Raw genomic sequence first — 23,413 nt, 5'->3', positions numbered from 1 at the left:
CCCGTGATTCAATATTGAGTCGTTTTTCTTCACTACTTTTACTCCGTTTTTTCCTTCTGGAGCGCCAGTATATCCTGTATTTCTTCCGGCGAAATATGTGTGTACTCACTAAGCTGTCTAATCGATGGATCCTGTGAATTCTCCTTTGCCAGATACTTACGTGCCTCATGCAGCAGCGCTGCCTTTCCAAGCACCGCCTGCACCTGATCGGTATCGCCAGTCACCTCGCGGATATGATTTTCAAATGCTGCCACTACCTGTTTTTCCAGATAAGAATCCAGCTCTGCGGCTCCTTCTACCTCCGGCAATGCACTCAGCGCCATCCAGAGCGCCATATTTCCTTCCTGAATCAGATCCTCCATATTGACCGGCACATCATCATACATACCCGCCATGTGAATGATCCGCATCAACCATCCGTCTACGATTCCGTTGACAGCATCCTGATCTCCCTGCAAAATCTGCTGATACAGCTCTCGCATTTTTGCTTCGTCTGCCTCTCCGCGTCCTCTGACTTCATCCAGATACATCCGATAGTAAACGGAATCAGACAATTTTTCCACATCTTTTGCCTGTGGCACATCATCTTCTTCGTCTTCTGCGGCATGGTCAGCACCGATCTGAATGTCTTTGGAAGAATCTGTCGTGGAATATACTTCCACGGTCTCTATATCCTCAGCGTCTTCGGTAACTTCTTCTTCCTCTGTCACCGGTGCCTGTTTTGCTTCCGGTGGAAGATTCAGATACTCATATACCATTTTTTCCTGCTCCGGGGAAAGCTCCATTCCTTCGAAATATTTATGAACTTCCTCCGGTTTGATTTTTTCTCCGGAAGTAGCTGCGATCTCAGCAACTTCATGTAATGTTTCCAGAAAAAGATTTTTATCGATCATGCGTCTGCGTTACTCCTTTTTTGATATTCTCCTGCAATAACCGGAAAAATTTCTCCGCATGATAACCGTCATTGACTGCATGATGGAAACTGCCCGTTACCGGCAGCATCACGCGTCCGTCTTTCTGATAAAAACGTCCAACCGTTGTAAACGGTGTATAACGCATATTATCTCCGCCACGCTGATAAAACGTATCTGGAATGGAATAAGAGATTGCCGTAAATGACGTATCCGGTGTCGTCGACACATCAACGCTGTCCGGTCTGGCATCTTCATAATAATACAGGCAGTCAGCAGCTTCTGCTTTCTGCTTATCCTTCAAGAACTGCTCATAATATGTCTCAAAGTCTTCGTTATATTCGGTCACCATGTGAGTGAACAGATGCGGTTTTGCACTTCTTCTCAGCGTATAGCTGGTATTCATCTGATCATAATATCCTATTATACCATGGACTTTTCCGAAACGGTAGTCCACATCTGAATTTACTGTCTTTGTGATCAGCCAACAGATCGTCGGATAAAATTTGTATCCATGCTCTTTCATCTGTGCATACAGTTCTGTCATATCCAGCTGTACCGTCATTGCATAGGTATAACCATAAAATACATCGTATATCTCTTTCCGATCCCATGTATTTTCATCAATCTCATGAAACATATTTTTCATGTCCCCCAATTTATTTCAACTTTTATCAAACACTTTTGCAGTCTGTCTCTCAATAACCGTTCACGCATCCCATAGATTCATCTCAGTCTGAGTTGAGACTCCCACTTCTGCAAGTGGTGAGTAGTAACAAGTATTTCTCAGTGGGAGTTCAATCTCCGACTGAGATAAATGCTCCGCGAGGGCGCACATTGTCTGGGAGACAATGGTTTTGCGCCGACCGGAACGGAGGGTAGAGTGCAGTGATTCTGAAAAGAAGATGTCAGCTTGCGCTGACCAGAATCACGCACCAAGTCTCACGTGCGTTCGACTTGAACACATAAATTCCTTGCATCCTCCTGCGCGAACAACTGCCCACTATCTGTAAAAAAATATTACTTACGCTCATCCATCGGCACATAATCGCGTTCCTGCATGATACTCTTGTATGCCGGACGAATAATCTTATCCGCATTTACCAGTTCTTCAATGCGGTGTGCACTCCATCCAACGATTCGTGCCATGGCAAAAATCGGTGTATAAAGTTCCAGCGGAATATCCAGCATGCTGTATACAAATCCACTGTAAAAATCGACGTTGGCACTTACACCTTTGTAAATTTTACGCTTCTCAGCAATGACTTCCGGTGCCAGGCGCTCAATCATGGAATACAGGGCAAAATCTTTTTCTCTGCCTTTTTCAATCGCAAGTGCTTCTACAAAATGTTTGAATACGCGGGCACGCGGATCAGACAGGGAATATACGGCATGTCCCATTCCGTAGATCAGACCTTTTCGATCAAACGCCTGCTTATCAACCAGTTTTCCAAGGTATGCTTTTACTTCGTCTTCATCACCCCAGTCAGATACTTCCCGACGGATCTCATCCATCATCTGAACGACCTTGATATTGGCACCGCCGTGCTTCGGTCCTTTCAGAGAGGACAGTGCTGCCGCGATAACGGAATACGTATCGGAACCTGCCGAAGTAACAACACGTGTCGTAAATGTTGAGTTGTTTCCACCGCCATGCTCCATATGAAGCACCAGTGCAGCATCCAGAACCTGTGCCTCCAGTGCTGTGTATTTTTTATCCGGTCTGAGCATCAGCAAAATATTTTCCGCGGTGGACAGCTCCGGCTGCGGACGGTGAATATACAGGCTCTCATCCCGAAGAAAGTGATTATAGGAATGATAACCATATACGGCAAGCATCGGCATCTCACTGATCAGCTTCATACACTGCATCAGAACCGTCTGTAAAGAACTGTCGCTAATCCCGTCATCATAGGATGCCAGTGTCAATACACTTCTGGTCAGAGAGTTCATCAGATCGGCACTCGGTGCTTTCATAATAACGTCTCGCGTAAAATTCGTCGGCAGATGCCGTGCATTTGCCAGTGCTTCACAGAAAGTTTTCAACTGTGCCGGGGATGGGAGTTCGCCAAACAGCAACAGATAAGTAACTTCTTCAAATCCGTAACGTTTGCCCTCGAATCCTTTTACCAGATCAATGACATTGTATCCACGATACCAGAGATTACCATCACATGGGATCTTCTGTCCATTTTCCATTCGGAAGGATTCAATTTTTGATATATTGGTCAAACCGGCAACGACACCATTTCCATTTTTATCACGAAGTCCACGCAGCACACCGTTTGCGTCAAACAATTCAGCGGAAATCTGGTCTGTCACCCGACATTTCTGTGCATAATCTCTGGAAAAGTTATCCAGCATCTCTTTATCGTACATAGTTTCTCCTCCTGTTCCGTTATTCGATCAAACACCCATACTCTAACCATGGATGCAAAATGTATCTACACAAGTCAAACACTCTGAAAATTTCGTGTATACACTGACTGAAATAAGACACTTCTAGCACTCATGCTACCCTTTTGCTAATATTTTGTCAAATAAAAAAAGTATAAACAGATTTTTTATATCACACTTGAGTAATTTTAGCATACATATGTACGCTATTTTATTTCTATAAAACTAGGTAGAATACTTGTATAAGCAATTTATACGATTGTTTACTACTATTTATACGGGCAGAAGTTTCAGGAGGTTTCAACATGGATGTACTAAAAAGAATTGACGAGATTATGGCGAGACAACATTTAAACGATTATCAGCTTTCGAAACTGTCCGGATTATCAACTTCCACGATTTCTAATATGCGTAAGAGAAATACCATTCCTTCTATCGCAACATTAGAATATATCTGCGAATCTTTTGATATCACACTGTCACAGTTTTTCATGGATAATCAAAGTACATTATATCCGGTGAATGAGACGCAGAAAGAGTTTCTGGATTATTTTGTCCTCCTGTCAGATGAGCAGCAACAACTGATGCTGGAGGTCGTAAAAAATATTCGCTCCGATCTCACTCAAAAACCATATAAAAAGCCAAATACAGCGAAGGAATCATAGCTGATATACTTATTTCAGACAACAGATTTTAACGACGATTCTTTTCAAACCTTGTATGAAACATGGAAAAAGAACGTGCCTTACATATTAAGAGACACGTTCTTTTTCTGTTTATTTATCTTCACTTATCAGACCAGTATGCTTCAATACTTCTTCCACACGTTTGACCGGAATAATATGTAACTCTGCTTTTACTTCCTCTGCCACATCCTCCAGATCTTCGCGGTTATCATACGGGATAAATACGTTCTTGATACCGGCTCTCTGTGCCGCCATCAGTTTTTCAGGAAGACCACCGATCGGCATTACACCGCCGCGCAATGATACTTCACCCGTCATGGCAAATTCCGGGGAAATACCTTTGTTCAACAGCATAGATGTCAACGCTGTCACGATCGTAATACCTGCTGACGGACCATCCTTTGGAACTGCGCCTGCCGGCACATGGATATGCAGATCTGATTCTTTTAAGACTTCTGCCTCCTCCGGAAACATGGATTTCACCAGTGTCAGCGCGATCTGCACAGACTCTTTCATTACGTCACCCAGTTGTCCGGTTACTTTCACTTTTCCGTCACCGCGGATTTTTGCAGTCTCAATAAAGAGGATTTCTCCTCCTGCGCTGGTCCATGCCAGTCCGGTTACCACCCCCGGCTGTGCTTCCTGCATACGCACATCGTGATGTAACTGCTTACGTCCCAAAAATTCTTTCAGACGTTTTACCCCTACGGTAATACTCTTCTGCTCGCCTTTGACCAGTTTTACCGCTGCCTGACGGCACAGTGTCTCCAGTTTTTTCTTTAAACCGCGGACACCGGATTCCATTGTGTATTCACTGATGATCGCACGCATGGCATCGTCCGTTACCTTCAGATTCTGCTTTTTCAGTCCCATGGTGGACATCGCATTCGGAAGCAGATATTTTTTTGCGATTTCAAATTTTTCCACGGCGGTATAACCTGGGAACTGAATCACTTCCATACGGTTCAGCAATGGCTCCGGAATCGTATCAACAGAGTTCGCTGTACAGATAAACAATACATTTGACAGATCATACGGCACATTCATATAGTGATCAGTAAAACTGAAATTCTGCTCCGGATCAAGAACTTCCAGCAGCGCACTTGCTGGATCTCCGCTGTAATCATGGGACAGTTTATCCACTTCATCCAGTACCATGACCGGATTCGAACTGCCGCTGCGCTTCATGCCTTCCATAATTCGTCCCGGCATCGCTCCGATATAGGTTCTTCTGTGGCCACGGATCTCTGCCTCATCCCGGACACCACCAAGACTGATCCGCACATATTCCCGGTTCAGTGCTTTGGCAATGCTCTGGCAGATACTGGTCTTACCAGTACCCGGCGCACCGACAAAAAGCAGGATAGAACCAGACTGCTTCTTATTCAATGCCATCACCGCAATCTGCTCTATGATACGCTCTTTTACTTTTTTCAAGCCGTAATGCTGCTCATCCAGCACCTGCTCCGCCTGATTTAAATCAATTTCTACCGGCGCTGCCACTTTCCAGTTCAGGGAAGTCATAAAATCCAGATAATCATAGAGCAGACCGTATTCATGGCTGTCTTTGCCCTCCTGTTTCATACGGTTCAGCACCTTTTCCGCTTCTTTTCTGGCTTCCTCATTCATACCGGATTCCTGAATCTTTTTCTCAAATTTGCGGACATCGGAAATATTTTCCGGATGCATCTCATCTAACTGCTCCTGCAAAAATTCAATCTGCTTCTTCAAGGCAGACTCCCGGTAAACACGTTCATGTGTCTCCTGCTGCGCGCTTTCTGCCTCATCACTGACATGCGCCATCTCGATAAATTCATAAATGGACTGCTCAATCAGTTCTGTACGTTCCCGCACGGAATCTGAAGCAATGATCGCATATTTTTCCTCCGGCGTAATACTCAAATAAGCGGACAGCGCACAGATGATCTCTGTCATGTTACTCCAGTGCTGAATAAACGCCCGCGCCCAGACTCCCCACTGAAAACCGCTGACAAACTGGATCAGACTCTTTTTCGCTTCTTTATAAATCTCTTTTTCTTCTTCCTCCGGCAGATCTGCGATTTCGGAACAGATCGCTGCATCCGCGGTAAAAGCTCCATCCGTTATCTCTATGTCAGAAACATCCACACGATTGTGAACACGGATACTGATATTTCCCTCATCATCCACATTTTCTACGGTTCCTACCAGACCTTTTTCCTGAAAATCATCTACGATAAGGTCTTCCCGCTTCTTTTCTTCTTTCTGGATCAGAAACAGAATTTCTTCTCCCTTTTCTACTTTTTCAACCTGCATGCGTTCCAGAACGTCTTTTTTGAAATTAAATGTGACGCCCGGAAGGAGCAGTAAATCATATACTGGTAAAACTAACATACGATCGCCTCCTTCTGTTAGCAAAGTGTCCTATTGAGTGCTAATTATACCACATTTTTCGCATTTTGCAAGTTATTGACGGTAAACTGCAGGTTGAAAAATGGGAAATCCGATACATTATGACAAGTTGAAGTTTTATTTAGGTTGTGAACAGAAAAAAGAAATCGTCACCTCACGCAGGCTAAAATGCCTGCTTTGAGGAGAAGATTTCTTTTTTCTGCATTTACGTTACTGAATAAACTTGCCCATATTCACTCTTAACTGAAATAGAGAACTTCAGCTATTTTTTCTTGGAACGCGATTATTAGCGGACAAGACAAAATAGCTGGAGTTCTCTTCATATACTTACATACTTACGTTGAGGCACCATTTTTCTTTTGTGCCTCCAGAAGTTCTCCGATCAGGCGATTTTTCGTTGTTGACTCCTGCATATATGTCTCACTGAGCTGCTTTCCTGCCAGCTCCATTTCTGCATGCAGATCTCTGGCTGACAGCAACCGACAGCCCTCGCCACGGATGATGACCTGCTCCAGTCCATCGGAAGTTGCCACCGTGACCTGATATTTTGACGCATTGGTATGTGCAAATTTTTCAATATACTGATCGGCAGTTTCTGCTTCTTTTGTAAATACGACATGAATGTTGTGATAATCGAAGCATTCTGTCTCATGTCCGATCACACGGTATGCATCGAACACAGCAATGACTTCGATCTGCTTCATACCCTGATAGTTACACAGCTTGTCTAATAAAATACCTCTGGCAGAATCCATATTTTCTCTTGCAAGGTCTTTGAGTTCATCCCAGGCAAAGATGATATTGTAACCGTCCACCAGCAGATATTCCTGTTTTTTCGGCTGTGATGTAAAATTTCTGGTAACAGATTCCGTCCGACTTTCCACTCTGCGCCGGCGTACAACACCGTTTCTGCGGGTTCGAGCGCCGCTGTTTGCATAAAATGTTTTTTCCAGAATGGCATCTACTTCATCCACACCGATCCACTCATCCATGACACTTCGTGTTGCCCGTTCCGGAAGTTCTTCCCTTTTCACGGTTTCCGGCTGCCATCCTTCCACATGCATATGCTCTTTTACTTCGTTCCATGGAACTGTAAAACCTGCACCATGCGCACAAAATACCGAACCGGATGGATTGGCTGTATCGTGTTCCGCATCATATCCAATCGCATCAATGACTTCTGCCGCATTATGGCATGGCGCATAGCCATCCAATGTGAGGAAAATACGTCCGAAGCCTTTCGTGTAAGCTGCCACTTCTTTCGGATAATCCTGCATTTCACTGACTGGCGCGCGTCCGGTCAATACCGAAAGCCCTCCCTGTGCCTGTGTAATTTCAAAAGTGCCGTTCATTTTTTCAATATCTGTCATTGCCCGCCCAATCATCTGCTCCGGGAGTTCTATCCGAAATTGATAATATGGCTCTAACAATACCGATTCCGCTTCCATCAAACCCTGACGAATAGCACGGTAAGTCGCCTGACGGAAATCTCCGCCCTCGGTATGTTTCTGATGTGCCCGACCGGCGATCAATGTAATTTTCATATCTGTGATAGCAGATCCTGTCAGTACGCCACGATGTTCCCGCTCCAGAAGGTGCGTCACGATCAGGCGCTGCCAGTTTTTATCTAACATATCCTCGCTACAATCTACGTCAATCTGTAACCCGCTGCCTGCCGGAAGCGGCTCCAGTAATAAATGCACTTCCGCATAATGACGCAACGGTTCAAAATGTCCGACGCCCTCCACCGTATTTGCAATCGTTTCTTTGTATACAATATGGGATTTTCCAAAAGTAACATCTATGCCAAAGCGCTCTGCAATAACGCTCTGTAAAATTTCTGTCTGGATTTCTCCCATGATCTGTGCCTGAATCTCCTGTAACTGCTCATCCCAGACGATGTGCAGTTCTGGCTGTTCTTCTTCCAGCAGTTTCAGTTTTGGCAGCATCAGCGCCGGATCACAGCCTTCCGGGAGACAAACCTGACAGGTCAGAACTGGCTCTAACAGCGGTGGCAGCGTTTCCGCTTCTTCTCCCAGTCCCTGTCCAGGATAGGTCTCTGCAAGCCCGGTGACCGCACAGATTTCTCCGGCTTCTGCCCGCTGACGGACTTCGTATTTTTCGCCGGAATATACACGAATCTGGTTGACTTTTTCCAACACGTCATCTTCCCCGTCTGACTTCGTGCGAAGAAGATCTTTTACTTTTAATACACCGCCGGTTACTTTTAAATGCGTCAGACGGTTGCCCTGCTCATCCCTGGAAATCTTGTACACTTTTGCAGAAAATTCCGATGGATAGGTATCTTCTTCCGTCCAGAACTCAAATCCATTTAAAAAGGTTTCGATTCCTTCCATTTTCAGGGCAGAACCAAAATAACACGGAAATACTTCTCTGTCCCGGATCATTGCCCGAATCTGCGCCTCAGACACCGTTCCGGTTTCCAGATATGTTTCCAGTGCTTCCTCCTGACAGGTTGCCAGTTCCTCATACCATGTTTCCAAAGATAAAACACTCTGATCTGTATTCATTCCAGAGTCCATCGTCTGCTTAGCATCATAATCCTTTTTCGCGTCTGCAACGTCTGCTATCACTGCATCTGCCAAAACGGACGAAGCGGAAAAGTCAATGCATCCTTCGGATAACCGTTCTTTTAATTCGGTCATCACAGCTGCCTGATCCGCTCCCGGCTGATCCATTTTATTTACAAAAAAGAACGTTGGAATCTCATACTGCTGCAACAGATTCCACAGTGTCTGCGTATGTCCCTGCACACCATCTGATCCACTGATCAGCAGCACTGCGTAATCCAGCACCTGAAGCACACGCTCCATCTCCGCAGAAAAATCCACATGCCCCGGTGTATCTAATAATGTCAGATCCGTGTCGCGCCAAGTCAGTTCCGCCTGTTTGGAAAAAATCGTAATTCCTCTGGCACGCTCCCGCTCATCGGTATCCAGAAATGCATCTTTTGTATCTACTTTTCCAAGTTTTCGAATTGCTCCGGAAGTATACAAAAGTGCCTCTGACAGCGTGGTTTTTCCGGAATCCACATGCGCCATCAGTCCGGTACAGATGTGTTTTCTTCTATTTGTATTTGCCATATATCTCACTTACCTCATAATTTTAAGAATGTCCTCTGCATTCCTCATCCAATTGCGCTCATTGTACCATAATTTTTTATACAAGTCGACTGTTGCGATTTTGATTTACTTTGGCATAGATTCCCACGGAATGGCAATACTTGCAAAAAAGATAGTTTCTGTGAGGTTTTTAATTATGAAAATTGTATTTATTGTACCTGCTTCCGACCTGCGCCGGATTCCTCTCTATCGTCTTGGTGGGAAAATTTACGGACAGTCCAACTCCATCACAGGTCCGTTGATCCTTGGTGGCATTTTAAAAAAAGCCGGGTATCAGGTGGAAGCCTATGAAGAATTAAACGCCCGCCTGCCGTTAAAACATCTGCTAAAGGATACGGATATTTTCTGCCTGTCACTGATGACCTCCAATGCTCCCAGAGGTTATGAACTGGCAGACATCATCCACAAACATTCCAATGCCCGCGTGATCATGGGCGGTATGCATCCGACCTGGCTTCCCGAAGAAGCCCTGCAGCATGCAGATCAGGTCATTGTCGGGGAAGGCGAAAAAGTTATTTTAGATGTAGTGGAAGGACGTTTAAACACCCGGATCGTGCAGGGGATCTCTCTGACCAATGTGGATGAGGCACCATTTCCAGATTATTCGATTCTGAAAACACCCTGCGTCGCGGCAAATGTTATTTCCACCAGAGGATGCCCCTACCGCTGCACGTTCTGCACCACGTCCCGCATGTTTGCCCCTTACCGACAGCGCAGTGTGGATAACGTCATTGATGAGATCCGCATGTATAAACAAATGGGCTTTCGCTATCTGAATTTTGAAGATGACAATTTTACCGCGGACAAAGAACGGGCAAAAGATATCTGCCGCCGGATGATCGCCGAACATCTTACGTTCAAAGAGAGCTTTTTCTTTGGGCGAACGGATCTGGCGAATGATGCGGAATTATTGCAGCTTTTACATGACGCGCATCTGACCAGAGTGTTGATCGGCATTGAATCGCTGAACCAGAATGCCTTAGATGAGATCCATAAAGGACAGAATATCGAAGATATCCGAAAAGCCGGTGCTGCCTGCGAAAAATACAAAATCCGTATGATTACAAGCATCGTTCTTGGACTGGATGAAGATACAAAAAAAGACATGGACAGAAGTGTTGCTTTCGCAAAATCTATCCATGCCTATCAGTTACAACCTGCTATTTTGACACCCTTTCCCGGCACACCAGTTTACGACCAGTTTTGTCAGGATCACCGTATGATCACCAGCGACTGGAGCCGCTTTGACATGATGAATGTCACCTTTCTCCCCAAGCATATGTCGCCTTGGGAATTGCAGGAAACTTTTTATGAAGCGTCCAAATATTTTTATGATTTCAAATCCGTGAAGGATATCCGTCAGATTTTTGGTGCCGAATATGCCTTCCGCCGGTTCGGACTGGCAATCATGGCACGACTGGGTGTCTTTGGCGCACATGTGGCTTCAAAAGTTGCCAAAGGATCTGTGTATTATGATCTGAGGCATTACTCCAGCAAAGAGTCTACTGCATCCGCATCAAAAGTAACGGATGTCACATGATCTACCTCGATCTGGTACAGTGCATTTGCAGCGATATGCTCTGCTGCCTGCTCCAGATCACGGATACCGGTTGTGTTCTCATATTTTTTCACAACTGCATCTAAGCCTTCCGGTGTCACGATGCACTCGTCCTCACTCATGCCCATACGTTTTAATACTTTCGGCAGTGAAAAACGGGCGAAAATTGTCTTTTTCTCCTCCGGTGTATAATCCGGAATCTCAATGACTGCAAAACGTGACATCAACGGTGCGCTGATGCGGTCTTTGTCATTGGCAGTTGCGATCGGATATACGCCAACCGTCGGAACCATGCATTCCATGTAGTTATCCGTAAATCCAAGGTTATCCAGCAAGGTCAGCAGTACATCTGCCGGATTGCCATTTCCTTTTCCATTGGAAGCCTTATCTAACTCATTGATGATAAATACCAGTCCGGATTCTCCTGCTGCGGAAAATGCCTCCATGATAATACCCGGCTTTGCATTGGCATAAACACGGGAACTTCCGGTCAGCTGCTCCGGATCATGGATGGAACTCATGTCCAGCGTGGTCCACGGCAGTTTCAGAATACGTGCTACCGCATAGGCAATCTGGGATTTTCCGGTTCCGGCAGGTCCGATCAGAAGCAGACCATAAGCCGGCAGTGTATGGGTACGGTTGATCTGGATGATTGTCTCGATGATACGCTGTTTTACACGCTCCATACCATATAATTCTTCATCCAGAATCCGACGTGCTTCTTCCGGGTCGATTGCTTCAAAATAATTGCTCTTCCAACGGATGTTCATCATAATAGAAAGAGCACGCTGTGCATGACGGCGCTCCTCCGCGGAAACTTCATGGGAACGGGCAACTGCCAAATTTCGACGCGCCCACAGACGAATGTTATCCGGCAAAGTGCGTCCTGCACAGTTCATAAAATCTGTGATACTCTGCAGACTGGTCAGCTTCATGCTGTCGCCTTCTTCTTCCTGTTCTTCTTCGTCAAACACCTCTGTCGGTGCGTTGCTGGCAAACAGACGCTCCATCATAAACTGTAAAAATCCGTCCTCAGCGGACAGTTTTGTGCCACCTCCAAAGGCAATCTCACGGATCTTGTATACAGCATAACCATCTGGACGGTTTTCTCCGGAAAGGCGTACGGTAATATGGTTTTCACCAAGCCAGCGCAACAGGCTGACAAAACGTGCATCAATCTGTAAAATATCCGCACTGATCTTGCCATCTTCTTCCTCAAATTCAAAGGAAGTGCGTTTTACAGGATTGGTAAAAACACCACATGAATGATGCTTCCACTGGCGAATCTTGTTATCCAGTAACAGAATCGGAGATTCTGCGGATGCTTCGGAAGCATTGGAAAAAACCATGGTGTAAGTACATTTTCCATGTGAATTTTTATCTGGTTTATTATTAAAATCAAATACAGGCATGAAATTTCTCCTTCGTATGTTTTTATCATATGTTTTATAATCTCTATCAGTATAGCACTGCTTCCGATATTAGAAAAGTGTAAAATCGCTTATTCTTCTACTGGCACCTGACGTAATTCACCGGTTACGGAATCCATGATAAATCCAGTGATCGTGATATCCTTTGGCATCAGTGTGTGATTTTTCAATGCAATCACGGTATCTCTGACAGACTGCTCCACACATTCAAAGCCACCAAGCCATTTTTCCAGATCAATACCACTGTTTCGCACAATATTGATATGTTCCTGTGAAACGCCTCTGTGTGTCAACTCTTCCAGAAGTTTTCCACCATCCATACCCTGTACCCCACAGTCTGTATGTCCGATAACCATAACTTCTTCTACACCAAGCTCAATAATCGCTACTAACAGGCTTCGAACCACACTACCGTATGGATGTGTGATCACGCCGCCGGCATTTTTTATAATTTTTGCATCGCCATTTTTCAGACCAAGTGCTGCCGGAAGTAACTCTGTCAGACGTGTATCCATACAGGTCAGAATTGCCAGTTTTTTGTCCGGATACTTGCTGGTCAGATACGGTTCGTATGCTTTATCCTCCACAAATTTCTTATTGTACTCCATAACTTCGTTAATCATTGGTACTCCTCCTCGATATACTTTAAATTTCTTTAAGTTATATAAATTTCCAAAAAAAGTGCAAATCACGTTTGATTCAAGTCGAACGCACGTGAGACTTGGTGCGTGATTCTGGTCAGCGCAAGCTGACATCTTCTTTTCAGAATCACTGCACTCTACACTCCGTTCCGGTCGGCGCAAAACCATTGTCTCCCAGACAATGTGCGCCCTCGCGGAGCATTTATCTCAGTCGAAGATTGAACTCCCACTGAGAAATACTTGTTACTACTCACCACTTGCAGAAGTGGGAGTCTCAACTCAGACTGAGATAAATTCTTTTCCATACTTTTTTAATCTATATAAATCTGCAAAAAGTATGCTTTTTACTTACATGAAGCTTTTTCTGTCATTCTATGTAATACAAAGCCATCCGAAAAATCATATTCCGAATGGCTTTGAAAATTTTACTTTAACAAGCTATCATATATACTTATCTGTCCCACTTATCACACAGCGCATTGATCTGATCCGCAAACTTCGCCATATCTTTATTTGCGATTTCTTTATTTTTATGAATTACTGCGATCAGGCGCTGACCTGCTGCCAGTAACCGGTCAAATACACTGTTTCCAGCTTTCTTGGTCTTACGTTTCTCTGCCAGTTTTCTGCTGCCCTGTACCACGCACAGATTCTGCTGCAGATCATAAATATCACCGCTATACGGTGCAACCGCGTCCACACCAACCACTTCTTTTAAATGTGCCGCAAAATTATCCGTTACCTGATCCTGTCCATGAACCACAAATACCCGTTTTGGTTTCTGCTTCATGCCCTGTACCCATGCGGTCAGATGATCCTTATCCGCATGACCACTGATGCCCGGCAGATTCAGGATTTCTGCATTGACATGCACTGTCTCACCGAAAAGTTTTACCTCTTTTGCGCCGTTCAACAGCTGATAACCTAATGTACCCGGAACCTGATAACCAACAAATACGATGGTACACTCTTCCCTCCACAGATTATGTTTCAGATGATGGCGGATACGACCTGCCTCACACATTCCGGAAGCAGAAATAATTACCTTCGGCGTCTTGATAAAATTGATGCCTCTGGATTCATCACTGGAAACCGTGGTCTTTAATCCCGGAAAACCAATCGGGTTCACACCACTTTTGATCATTTCCAGATCATCTTTACGGAAACATTCCAGCACATTTTTATTGAAAATATTTGTTGCCTCAATAGCCAGCGGACTGTCCACATACACCTCAAAATTCTGGAAAGAGGACAACATCTGCTCCTGTTTAATTTTGCGCAGATAATACAGCATTTCCTGGGTACGTCCTACGGAAAATGCCGGAATAACCACATTTCCGCCTCTGGCAAATGTCACCGCCAGCACCCGGGCAAGTTCAGATGCATAATCAGGTGGCACGTCATGATTTCGATCTCCATAAGTGGACTCCATGATCAGATAATCCGCGGATTCCGGAATTTCCGGATCACGAATCAGCGCACGATTACCGTTTCCAATATCACCGGAGAAAATCAGTTTACACTCATCCTCCCCTTCTTTTGCCCACATTTCAATAAAAGAAGATCCAAGCAAATGTCCCGCATCACGGAAGCATACGGTCAATTCGTCACACACATGCACTTTTTTGTCATAATCACACGGTACAAAATAATTCAAAACGCCCTGTGCATCGTTTACACTGTACATCGGAACCACTTCCGGCTGTCCGGCTCTGCGGGCTTTCCGGTTTCTCCATTCCGCCTCAAACTCCTGAATGTGCGCACTGTCTTTTAACATAATGTTACAGAGCTGCGTGGTGGCATTTGTGGCAAAAATCTGTCCCCGGAAACCTCTTGCATACAAAAGCGGCAGTAATCCGGAATGATCAATGTGTGCGTGTGTCACAAACACATAATCAATCGCTGCTGCATTTACCGGAATATCCTGATTTTCGTAGATGTCTGCCCCCTGCTCCATACCACAGTCCACCAGAATATGTTTTTCTCCGATCTTCAGATAATGACAACTACCTGTTACCTCATGCGCTGCACCAATAAATTCTATCCTCATAGAAAAACCCCCTTCTACATTGTATTCCTTTTCCTCATATGCTCTTATGTAATAAGAATAAAATCATACAGTTCCATATTTATCAGATGTTACCTTCCAACTTATCTCTACAAATTTCATTCTTATTATATTCCTGTCCAGCGTTCCAAATTTATCAGTTGTTACACGAAAAACTATCTTTCCGCTTTTTATCTATTTTTTCTTATTCATCAAACAGACTATTTCTCATCTTCCTGCCCCTGCAGATAATAGATAAACTGCTGCGCAGTTCTTCCGGAAATTCCGCCATGGCTCAGCTCCCATTTATTTGCCTCTGCTTTCAGCTCATCCTCAGACATCTTGATGCCTGCTTTTGCTGCCAGATGGATCACAATGTCAAAGTACTCTTTCTGGCTCGGTTTGGAGTAATTGATCGTAACACCAAAACGATTAACCAGAGAAAGCTTCTCCTGCATTGTATCGGAACGATGCATTCCCTCATCCTGCTGCACATCGTTACGGTCGCTCCATGTCTCACGGATCAGGTGACGACGGTTGGATGTCGCATAGATCAGAATATTATCCGGTTTCGTCTCAACACCACCTTCAATGACTGCTTTCAGGAATTTATATTCAATCTCAAATTCCTCAAAAGAAAGATCATCCATATAAATAATGAACTTGTAGTTTCTGTTTTTTACGGCTGCAATAACATTTGACAGATCTTTGAACTGATGTTTATAAATCTCGATCATGCGCAGTCCCTGATCGTAAAACTCATTGACAATGGCTTTAATACTGGTTGATTTACCGGTTCCGCTGTCACCAAAGAGCAGCACATTGTTTGCTTTTTTGCCTTCCACGAAAGCACGGGTATTATCCACCAGTTTTTTCTTCTGGATCTCATAGCCAACCAGATCAGACAGCATAACTTTGTCCATATTGTTGATCGGTAAAAATACAAGTTTGCTATCGGTACGATCCTGAATACGGAACGCTTTGTTTAATCCAAACATGCCAACACCGTAATCACGGTAAAATTCAGTTACTGCGGTGAAAAATCCTTCCACATCTTTTGCCTGCTCCATGCGGCTGCTCAATGCCTGTACTTTTTCGCTGACATTTTTATTGTACATCAATTCTTTTTTCTCAATGGCATGATAATTGGAAATCTGTGTAAAGCAGTCAATACCAAGGGATTTCTCAATTTCAGAAAAATCATACTCAAACAGATTTTTGATGGCTGCAAAATCATTTCTCGCAAAATGGTTGACACTTCCATCGTTTGCACCGATTTTTTCACAGGTGATGCTGAACGGATTTTCATTTGTAATAAGGAAGTAAGCCAGATAATTGTGCCACAGATTTTTATCAAATCCGAAATCTGTTGCTACCGTCAGCAAACGTTTGATCTGTGTATACACCTTGCGGATCAGCACCGCGTTGCTCTGGGTGCCCTCCTCAAATTCCCGGAAAATCTCACCCATCTGGTATAAAATACAATCCTCGTCTATATCTCCATACATAATTAATTTTGCAATATCTCTGTACATCCTGAAACCTCCTGTACGTTTTCTTTTTTATGGTTCCTCCAGGAAAATTGTCTTCTGTCCGTCCCCTGTCACACAATGGGATTTTCATCTCGCACTTTTCTTCTGTAGAACTGTTTATGCTTTTTTAATAGTTTATACCCTTTTTTCCACTTTGCCAATAGTTGTATTTTTCTTTCTGATAAGGTATCATAGAAAATATGAAAACGAATCTTTTTTTATTGTAAGAGCTGCAGGATTTGCATAAATTTCCAAAATATACAAACGCCTTTTGTGCTGTTTTGCTCCATCCATATCTTGCAATAAGAATATTGGAACATTCATGAATTATAAATACAGGCACCGATCTTTGCCTGATGTAACAAAGGAGATTTTTTATATGCCAAATTCAAACTGGAACGACGTTGGTGATAAGATAAAAGATGCCGTTGACTCTGCCATCTCCACCGGAGATTTTACAAATTTGAGCCGATCCATCGGAGACGTGATCAACGACACCATAGACAACGTAAAAAGTTCCGTAAAAGTTTCTGTGAAAACTTCATACAGTTCTAATCCGTACTACAAAACGGTACACACCCGTCCGGCTCCGGATCAACCTCAGATGCCTGAACTGTATAACAAACGTCCGGGGGGACAGGCAGGTGCCATCATCAGCATGGCTCTGGGATATTCTATTGGAATTTTCACACTGGCAGGACTGATCACATTTACAGCACTCAGTGCTGCAGTTTCCCATATGTTTATTGTTCCGGTCATTATTTTTGGTGTACTCGCAGCGACAGGATTCACGTTGGGTATCAATGGCACCAAAAAAATTCGCCTGCTGAACCGCTACAGAAGCTATGTACGCCAGATTGATCACCATTTAAGTGTGCCGCTTCAGCAGCTCGCGGACCGCAATCATAAATCCATAGCATTTATTGCAAAAGATCTGCAAAAAATGATCAATCAGCATCTTTTTTATGAAGCCCATGTGGATACACAGGACAATTATTTTCTGCTTTCCGACCAGGCTTACGAAGAGTACCGCACCGCAAGACTGGAATATTATGAAAAGAAAAAAATCATGGAAAAAGAACAGGAAGAACACAAAGTATCTGCGGAATGTCAGAAACTGATCGACGAAGGACAGGCTTATGTCCGCCATATCCGTGAATGTAATGATGCCATTCCGGGAGAAGAAATTTCCCGCAAGCTGGATAAAATGGAGCAGCTGGTACAGCGTATTTTTGACGAAGTCCGAATTCATCCGGAAGTCGCTCCTGATCTGCAGAAAATGATGAATTATTATCTGCCAACCACCTCAAAACTGCTGAATGCTTATCGCGAACTGGACAAACAACCAATTGCAGGAGAAAATATCAGCAACACCAAAGCAGAAATTGAGCAGACGGTTGATACTCTGAATGTAGCATTTGAGAAACTGCTGGACAGCTTATTCGCAGACTGCGCTTGGGATATTTCTTCTGATATCTCCGTGCTGAACACGATGCTGGCACAGGAAGGCTTAAAAGAAGATGATTTCACACTTAACAATAAGTAATTTCGGGAATTGTTCTTACTTTTTGTAGTTCTATTATGAAACAGGTAAATATCTATATTTTTATTGATTTTCGCAATAAAATATAGTCAAATTACAAGCGCATATTGTTATGAAAATCAATAACAAGATTATTATTTAAGGAGATAAAATTACTATGGACAACGAATTCAAAGATTTTACAACCACACCAACACTGACTTTCGATGTGGCTCCGGAGACAAAAGAAGCACCGGCTGCAACTGCTGCTTCTGACCTTGCAGAACAGGTTTCTGATCCGGCTTTCAGCGAAAAAAATCTGACACCGGAAGAATTACAGATGGTCAATGACTTTTCTGAAAAAATTGATCTGCACAATTCGCAGGCAATCTTACAATATGGCGTTGGCACACAAAAGAAAATGGCTGATTTCTCTGAAGCAGCACTGAACAACGTTCGTACCAAAGATCTTGGCGAAGTAGGTGACATGCTTTCTTCTCTGGTGGTCGACCTGAAGAGTTTTGATATCACAGAGCAGGATAAGGGCTTCAAGGGATTATTCAAGAAATCCTCTAACAAGATTACTGCCATGAAAGCAAAATATGACAAAGCAGAGGTAAACGTAAACAATGTATGCACCGCTTTGGAAAATCATCAGGTAACTTTGATGAAAGATATTGCCCTGTTGGATAAAATGTATGCTGTCAACCTGACTTACTTCAAAGAACTTTCCATGTATATTCTTGCAGGAAAGAAAAAATTAGAAGAAGTCCGCACCGGTGAGCTTGCCGCTGCTGTTGCAAAAGCAGAGACCTCTAATCTGCCAGAAGATGCACAGGCTGCAAAAGATCTACAGTCCATGTGTGACCGTTTTGAAAAGAAAATCCATGATCTGGAGCTGACAAGAATGATTTCCATTCAGACTGCTCCGCAGATCCGCATGGTACAGAATAATGATACACTGATGGCAGAAAAAATCCAGTCCACCATTGTTAATACGATTCCGCTCTGGAAAAGCCAGATGGTACTTGCCCTTGGCATTGAGCACTCCGCACAGGCTGCCAAAGCACAGCGTGAAGTAACAGACATGACAAACGAGCTGCTTCGTAAGAATGCAGATATTCTCAAAACTGCTACGATTGATACAGCCAAAGAATCTGAACGCGGTATCGTGGATCTTGAGACATTGAAACATACCAATGAGTCTCTGATCAGTACATTTGATGAGGTATTGAAGATTCAGACCGAAGGTCGTGAGAAACGCCAGACTGCAGAAGCTGAGATGCAGCGTATGGAGAATGAACTCAAGAAGAAACTTCTCGAAATTCATGGTTAATTTTTATTGACTAAGTTCTCTCTTTTATTAAAAAATATTTTGTACTTTACTCCCCCTTTTTTCAGTGTATATATGCGCTGAAAAAGGGGGTTTTCGATAGCATGTTGACTCATTTACATTCATTATATCACAAAACTGCTATTTACTCTGATTAATAACGCCATTATTTTGTAAGTACATAAAAAACTCCAGACACTGCTGCTATTAGCAACACCAACTGGAGCTTTTAATATTATTTTATCAAAACTTTATCACTATGTTTTACCGCTACACTGGGAATACAATTTTAATTTCCGTTCCTTTTCCAAGTTCACTTTCAATTTTCAGTTCTGCCTTATGCATCACCGCAATGTGTTTTACGATTGCAAGTCCCAAGCCAGTTCCACCCGTCTGTTTTGACCGACTCTTATCCACACGATAAAAACGTTCAAAAATTCGTTCCTGATCTTCCTTAGATACACCAATTCCAGTATCTTTCACAGCTACAAATGGATGCTGATCTTCCTTTCCAATTGTGACATTGACCGAACCACCAGAATGATTATACCGAATCGCATTGTCACACAGATTGTATATCAATTCTTCCATCATACGACGGTTTGCCTGAATCACCTCTGTATCTCCTTTCACACGCACAACTACATGATGCTTGTTTGCCTGCATCTCAAGCATATCGCGGCAATTCAATGCCATTTCATACAGATCTACCGCTTCTGTATCCACACATTCTTCTACAGAATCCAACTGAGACAGACGCAGAATATCATTGATCAGTGTCAACAGACGCTGCGAACTTTTATGAATTTCTCCGGCAAAACGCACGGTATCTTCCCCCTGCGCAATCCCGGATTCAATCAATTCCGCATAACCGGAAATAGATGTCAGTGGCGTTTTTAATTCATGGGATACATTTGCCGTAAATTCCTGCCGCATTTTTGAATTTCGTTTCAGCTCCCGATGCTGCTGATTAATCGTCTCGATAAACGGCTGAATTTCCGGATAGGCCTGTATCTCACTTACTTTTTCCACATCTACTGCCAGCATTTCAATCGGCTCAATAAAGCGCTTCGTCATAATATGACCCAAAATCAGACACAGTACAAAAATCCCTGCAAAAATCGCGATACTTTCCGGGATCAGATACAAACTCATTTTTGCCACATATGGAATATCTCTGGATACTCGGATAATGCAGCCATTATCTAATTTTTCCGCATAATAAAAAGATAAAGTACCAATCGTATTCGAATGTCTCGTTGCTTTTCCTTCGCCATTTTTCAATGCCTGTTGAATCTCCGGTCGTTCCATATGATTTTTCATCTTGCTTGCATTGGCTTTGCTCTCATAAAGCACGTTTCCATCCGCATCAACCAACGTAATGCGCAGCCCGTCTGCATTAGCATCATAATTCTGCTCCAATGTTTCTACGATATAATCTGAACTTGCCAGTACATGTACATCCGTTTGAAGATCCTGAAAAATCTGTTTCTGCAACATCATAAAATATGCCCAAAATGTCAGTCCGATCGTCAGTAAGATGGCAAGTGCCGCAATACCAACTAAATTTTTATGAATTTTCTTTCTCATGCCTTCTGCCTCATCTATTTATCTAAAAAGCAGATCCAAGACATTCATATGGTTCTTGCTATACTCTGACATATACCAATTGCATCTGCTTTTCAAAAGTTTTTAGTTTCTAATATGATTCAGGCTATATCCTACATTTCGAACAGTCTGAATCAATTTTCCGGATGGTCCCAGTTTCTGACGTAATGTCTTGATATGCATATCAAGTGTACGGGATTCACCGGTAAAATCCATGCCCCAGATTTCTTCCATCAGACGATCTCTGGTCAATACGATACCTTCATTCATGATCAGATATTTCAGCAATTCATACTCTTTATAGGTCAGATCACATTTTCCCTGTGCAGTATGTACCGCGTGTTTGCTGTCATTCAGAGTAATATCTTCAAACTCGTAAACTTCTTTTTTATGGATAGAAGCACTTCTTCTCAGTAATGCTTTTACTCTGGAAATCAGTTCCATAACACCAAACGGTTTTGTCAGATAATCATCCGCACCAAGATCCAGCCCTTTTACCTTGTCCAACTCTGTCGTTTTTGCCGTTACCATAATAACTGGGACAAGCACTGTACTGTGATTCAGACGCAGTTTTTTCAAAATCTGTAATCCATCCTCATCCGGTAACATAATATCCAGTAAAACCAGATCCGGAATCTGCTCATCCAAAGCCGCATAAAAATCTTTGGTACATTCAAATCCACGTACTTCATAACCGGAATTCTTCAATGCAAAGCTCTCGATTTCCTGAATATTCTTATCATCTTCCACAATATAAATCATCATATCTTCCCACCTCATCTACTTCAACTAACTGACACCACATGTCTATTACATTTTACTTGTTGTTCCTCTTATCTCTGCTATTTAAGCTTTTTCTGTTTGCTAATCCTAACTAGCTTATTTTATTTATCATTATAAAGACACCCCGTAAAATGAAATCATATTCTAAGTAAATTTTATGTAAAAAATTTTACATACATTATACCACATAAAGGCGCAGCGGCATAGACGCAGTGGCGATCCCAAATTTAAGGTCAGTTACAAAGTGTGGATAAAGAAAAAGTGGTATTTTACCTCAGCGTGCGATTGTTCGCCGCGGAGGTAAAATACCACTTTTTCGTCCTAAATATTAAATTCTAAGCCACAAGGCAAATTTTATTTAGCTGCAAGAGCTTTTTTGATCTCCTCAGTAAGAAGTGGAACGATCTTGTTCAGATCTCCAACGATACCGTAATCAGCTACATCGAAGATAGGAGCATCTTCGTCTTTGTTGATTGCGATGATGAGATCAGACTCTTCCATACCAGCTACGTGCTGGATTGCTCCGGAAATACCGATTGCAAAGTAAACCTGCGGACGAACTGTTTTACCAGTCTGACCAACCTGCAGATCCTGTGGTTTCCAACCAGCATCTACTACTGCACGAGAGCAGGATACGGTACCACCAACAACCTCAGCCAGCTCTTCGAGCATTTTGAAGTTCTCCGGTGTTCCAACTCCACGGCCACCAGATACAAGGATCTTAGCGTCCTGGATATCAACAACGTCAGATACATTTTTAACGATGTCAAGAATCTCAACATATTTGTTGTCCGGTGTGAATCCTGGGTTGTACTCAACAACTTCCGGATTAGCATCAGCGATCGGCTCGATCTTCTGCATAACACCTGGACGAACAGTTGCCATCTGCGGACGGTTGTCCGGGCAAGCGATTGTAGCGATTGTGTTTCCACCGAAAGCAGGACGTGTCATCAGTAACTGATTTGGTTTCTGCTCTCTACCCGGCATTGGGTTCAGTGGGAAGTTACCGATCTCAAGGGATGTACAGTCTGCTGTCAGACCTGTCTGAACACGTGCAGATACACGAGGTCCAAGGTCACGACCGATAGCTGTTGCACCAACTAACATGATCTCCGGTTTGAACTCATTGATTACAGATGCAAGCGCATGTGTATATGGCTCTGTTCTGTATACCTCAAGCTCTTTGTCATCTACAACGATAACTTTGTCTGCACCATAAGCGCCAAGCTGAGCTGCAAGGTCTTTTACGTTATGTCCAATTAATACTGCTACTACTTTCTCATTTAAATCATTTGCAAGATCTTTTGCTTTTCCGAGTAACTCGAAAGCAATCGGGCTAATTTCATTATCTACCTGCTGAGCGAATACATATACGTCTTTGTACTGCTCAATTAAGGATTGTTCCATTGCTGCCATTGTTATTTCTCCTTT

General features: G+C 43.3%; 16 protein-coding genes. 4 read left to right on the top strand and 12 right to left on the bottom strand.

Annotated elements, in window-relative coordinates; all coding sequences use genetic code 11:
• Nucleotides 1–38: 38 nt before the first annotated feature.
• The 3 genes from DXB15_RS09615 to DXB15_RS09605 form a co-directional block, all read right to left on the bottom strand.
• Entirely contained in the window at nt 39–893 is an 855-nt protein-coding gene (locus tag DXB15_RS09615) for a hypothetical protein (protein ID WP_118702818.1), read from the bottom strand.
• Complete coding sequence (locus DXB15_RS09610; protein WP_118702817.1) at nt 883–1,560, bottom strand: CatA-like O-acetyltransferase; 678 nt, start codon at nt 1,558–1,560, stop codon at nt 883–885. Before DXB15_RS09610 ends, DXB15_RS09615 begins: the two co-directional genes overlap by 11 nt.
• Before the next feature lie 371 nt (nt 1,561–1,931).
• Complete coding sequence (locus tag DXB15_RS09605) at nt 1,932–3,275, bottom strand: citrate/2-methylcitrate synthase (RefSeq protein ID WP_109215834.1); 1,344 nt, start codon at nt 3,273–3,275, stop codon at nt 1,932–1,934.
• 338 nt (nt 3,276–3,613) lie between these two features.
• On the opposite strand from DXB15_RS09605, the gene DXB15_RS09600 reads away from it, so the two are divergent.
• The gene (locus DXB15_RS09600) at nt 3,614–3,973 is read left to right on the top strand and encodes a helix-turn-helix domain-containing protein (protein ID WP_109215828.1); all 360 of its coding nucleotides are present in this window, start codon (nt 3,614–3,616) and stop codon (nt 3,971–3,973) included.
• Between the two features lie 111 nt (nt 3,974–4,084).
• Here DXB15_RS09600 and lon read toward each other — a convergent pair whose 3' ends face one another.
• Both lon and DXB15_RS09590 read right to left on the bottom strand, forming a co-directional pair.
• Nucleotides 4,085–6,367 (bottom strand): endopeptidase La, encoded by a 2,283-nt coding sequence (lon, locus tag DXB15_RS09595; protein ID WP_118702816.1) that lies wholly within the window; start codon nt 6,365–6,367, stop codon nt 4,085–4,087.
• Between the two features lie 353 nt (nt 6,368–6,720).
• Nucleotides 6,721–9,489 carry a translation factor GTPase family protein gene (locus tag DXB15_RS09590; protein ID WP_118702815.1) on the bottom strand — a complete coding sequence of 923 codons (2,769 nt, stop codon included), beginning with the start codon at nt 9,487–9,489 and terminating at the stop codon, nt 6,721–6,723.
• Between the two features lie 175 nt (nt 9,490–9,664).
• Here DXB15_RS09590 and DXB15_RS09585 point away from each other — a divergent pair, with 175 nt between their 5' ends.
• Nucleotides 9,665–11,068 (top strand): B12-binding domain-containing radical SAM protein, encoded by a 1,404-nt coding sequence (locus tag DXB15_RS09585; protein ID WP_118702814.1) that lies wholly within the window; start codon nt 9,665–9,667, stop codon nt 11,066–11,068.
• On the opposite strand, the gene DXB15_RS09580 is transcribed toward DXB15_RS09585, so the two are convergent.
• From DXB15_RS09580 to DXB15_RS09565, 4 genes are all read right to left on the bottom strand, one after another.
• On the bottom strand, nt 11,014–12,498 hold the full coding sequence (locus DXB15_RS09580; protein WP_118702813.1) for an AAA family ATPase: 1,485 nt from the start codon (nt 12,496–12,498) through the stop codon (nt 11,014–11,016). The two genes, DXB15_RS09585 and DXB15_RS09580, sit on opposite strands and share 55 nt — an antisense overlap.
• Before the next feature lie 89 nt (nt 12,499–12,587).
• Nucleotides 12,588–13,139 (bottom strand): beta-class carbonic anhydrase, encoded by a 552-nt coding sequence (locus DXB15_RS09575; protein WP_118702812.1) that lies wholly within the window; start codon nt 13,137–13,139, stop codon nt 12,588–12,590.
• Between the two features lie 469 nt (nt 13,140–13,608).
• Entirely contained in the window at nt 13,609–15,207 is a 1,599-nt protein-coding gene (locus DXB15_RS09570) for an MBL fold metallo-hydrolase RNA specificity domain-containing protein (RefSeq protein ID WP_118702811.1), read from the bottom strand.
• Nucleotides 15,208–15,425: 218 nt separating this feature from the next.
• Complete coding sequence (locus DXB15_RS09565; protein WP_109215342.1) at nt 15,426–16,739, bottom strand: ATP-binding protein; 1,314 nt, start codon at nt 16,737–16,739, stop codon at nt 15,426–15,428.
• 376 nt (nt 16,740–17,115) lie between these two features.
• Between DXB15_RS09565 and DXB15_RS09560 the strand changes: the two genes are divergently transcribed.
• Together DXB15_RS09560 and DXB15_RS09555 are read left to right on the top strand one after the other, a co-directional pair.
• A complete protein-coding gene (locus DXB15_RS09560; RefSeq protein ID WP_158582236.1) occupies nt 17,116–18,282 on the top strand; it encodes a 5-bromo-4-chloroindolyl phosphate hydrolysis family protein in 1,167 nt (388 codons plus the stop codon).
• Between the two features lie 154 nt (nt 18,283–18,436).
• Entirely contained in the window at nt 18,437–19,594 is a 1,158-nt protein-coding gene (locus DXB15_RS09555; protein WP_109215344.1) for a toxic anion resistance protein, read from the top strand.
• Between the two features lie 267 nt (nt 19,595–19,861).
• On the opposite strand, the gene DXB15_RS09550 is transcribed toward DXB15_RS09555, so the two are convergent.
• From DXB15_RS09550 to DXB15_RS09540, 3 genes are all read right to left on the bottom strand, one after another.
• Entirely contained in the window at nt 19,862–21,181 is a 1,320-nt protein-coding gene (locus DXB15_RS09550) for a sensor histidine kinase (RefSeq protein WP_109215345.1), read from the bottom strand.
• Nucleotides 21,182–21,283: 102 nt separating this feature from the next.
• Complete coding sequence (locus DXB15_RS09545; RefSeq protein WP_118702809.1) at nt 21,284–21,964, bottom strand: response regulator transcription factor; 681 nt, start codon at nt 21,962–21,964, stop codon at nt 21,284–21,286.
• Nucleotides 21,965–22,336: 372 nt separating this feature from the next.
• Nucleotides 22,337–23,398 (bottom strand): electron transfer flavoprotein subunit alpha/FixB family protein, encoded by a 1,062-nt coding sequence (locus tag DXB15_RS09540; protein WP_330427499.1) that lies wholly within the window; start codon nt 23,396–23,398, stop codon nt 22,337–22,339.
• Nucleotides 23,399–23,413 lie beyond the last annotated feature (15 nt).

The organism is Roseburia sp. OM02-15, assembly GCF_003481835.1.
GTDB lineage: Bacteria > Bacillota > Clostridia > Lachnospirales > Lachnospiraceae > Eubacterium_I > Eubacterium_I ramulus_A.
The sequence above is the reverse complement of the archived record's forward strand: the minus strand, read 5'-3'. Positions and strand labels throughout refer to the sequence as shown.

Coding starts and splice junctions, on each gene's coding strand:
- DXB15_RS09615 (WP_118702818.1), bottom strand. CDS start 893: ATGATCGATAAAAATCTTTTTCTGGAAACATTACATGAAGTTGCTGAG.
- DXB15_RS09610 (WP_118702817.1), bottom strand. CDS start 1,560: ATGAAAAATATGTTTCATGAGATTGATGAAAATACATGGGATCGGAAA.
- DXB15_RS09605 (WP_109215834.1), bottom strand. CDS start 3,275: ATGCTGGATAACTTTTCCAGAGATTATGCACAGAAATGTCGGGTGACA.
- DXB15_RS09600 (WP_109215828.1), top strand. CDS start 3,614: ATGGATGTACTAAAAAGAATTGACGAGATTATGGCGAGACAACATTTA.
- lon (WP_118702816.1), bottom strand. CDS start 6,367: ATGTTAGTTTTACCAGTATATGATTTACTGCTCCTTCCGGGCGTCACA.
- DXB15_RS09590 (WP_118702815.1), bottom strand. CDS start 9,489: ATGGCAAATACAAATAGAAGAAAACACATCTGTACCGGACTGATGGCG.
- DXB15_RS09585 (WP_118702814.1), top strand. CDS start 9,665: ATGAAAATTGTATTTATTGTACCTGCTTCCGACCTGCGCCGGATTCCT.
- DXB15_RS09580 (WP_118702813.1), bottom strand. CDS start 12,498: ATGCCTGTATTTGATTTTAATAATAAACCAGATAAAAATTCACATGGA.
- DXB15_RS09575 (WP_118702812.1), bottom strand. CDS start 13,139: ATGATTAACGAAGTTATGGAGTACAATAAGAAATTTGTGGAGGATAAA.
- DXB15_RS09570 (WP_118702811.1), bottom strand. CDS start 15,207: ATGAGGATAGAATTTATTGGTGCAGCGCATGAGGTAACAGGTAGTTGT.
- DXB15_RS09565 (WP_109215342.1), bottom strand. CDS start 16,739: ATGTACAGAGATATTGCAAAATTAATTATGTATGGAGATATAGACGAG.
- DXB15_RS09560 (WP_158582236.1), top strand. CDS start 17,116: ATGCCAAATTCAAACTGGAACGACGTTGGTGATAAGATAAAAGATGCC.
- DXB15_RS09555 (WP_109215344.1), top strand. CDS start 18,437: ATGGACAACGAATTCAAAGATTTTACAACCACACCAACACTGACTTTC.
- DXB15_RS09550 (WP_109215345.1), bottom strand. CDS start 21,181: ATGAGAAAGAAAATTCATAAAAATTTAGTTGGTATTGCGGCACTTGCC.
- DXB15_RS09545 (WP_118702809.1), bottom strand. CDS start 21,964: ATGATGATTTATATTGTGGAAGATGATAAGAATATTCAGGAAATCGAG.
- DXB15_RS09540 (WP_330427499.1), bottom strand. CDS start 23,398: ATGGCAGCAATGGAACAATCCTTAATTGAGCAGTACAAAGACGTATAT.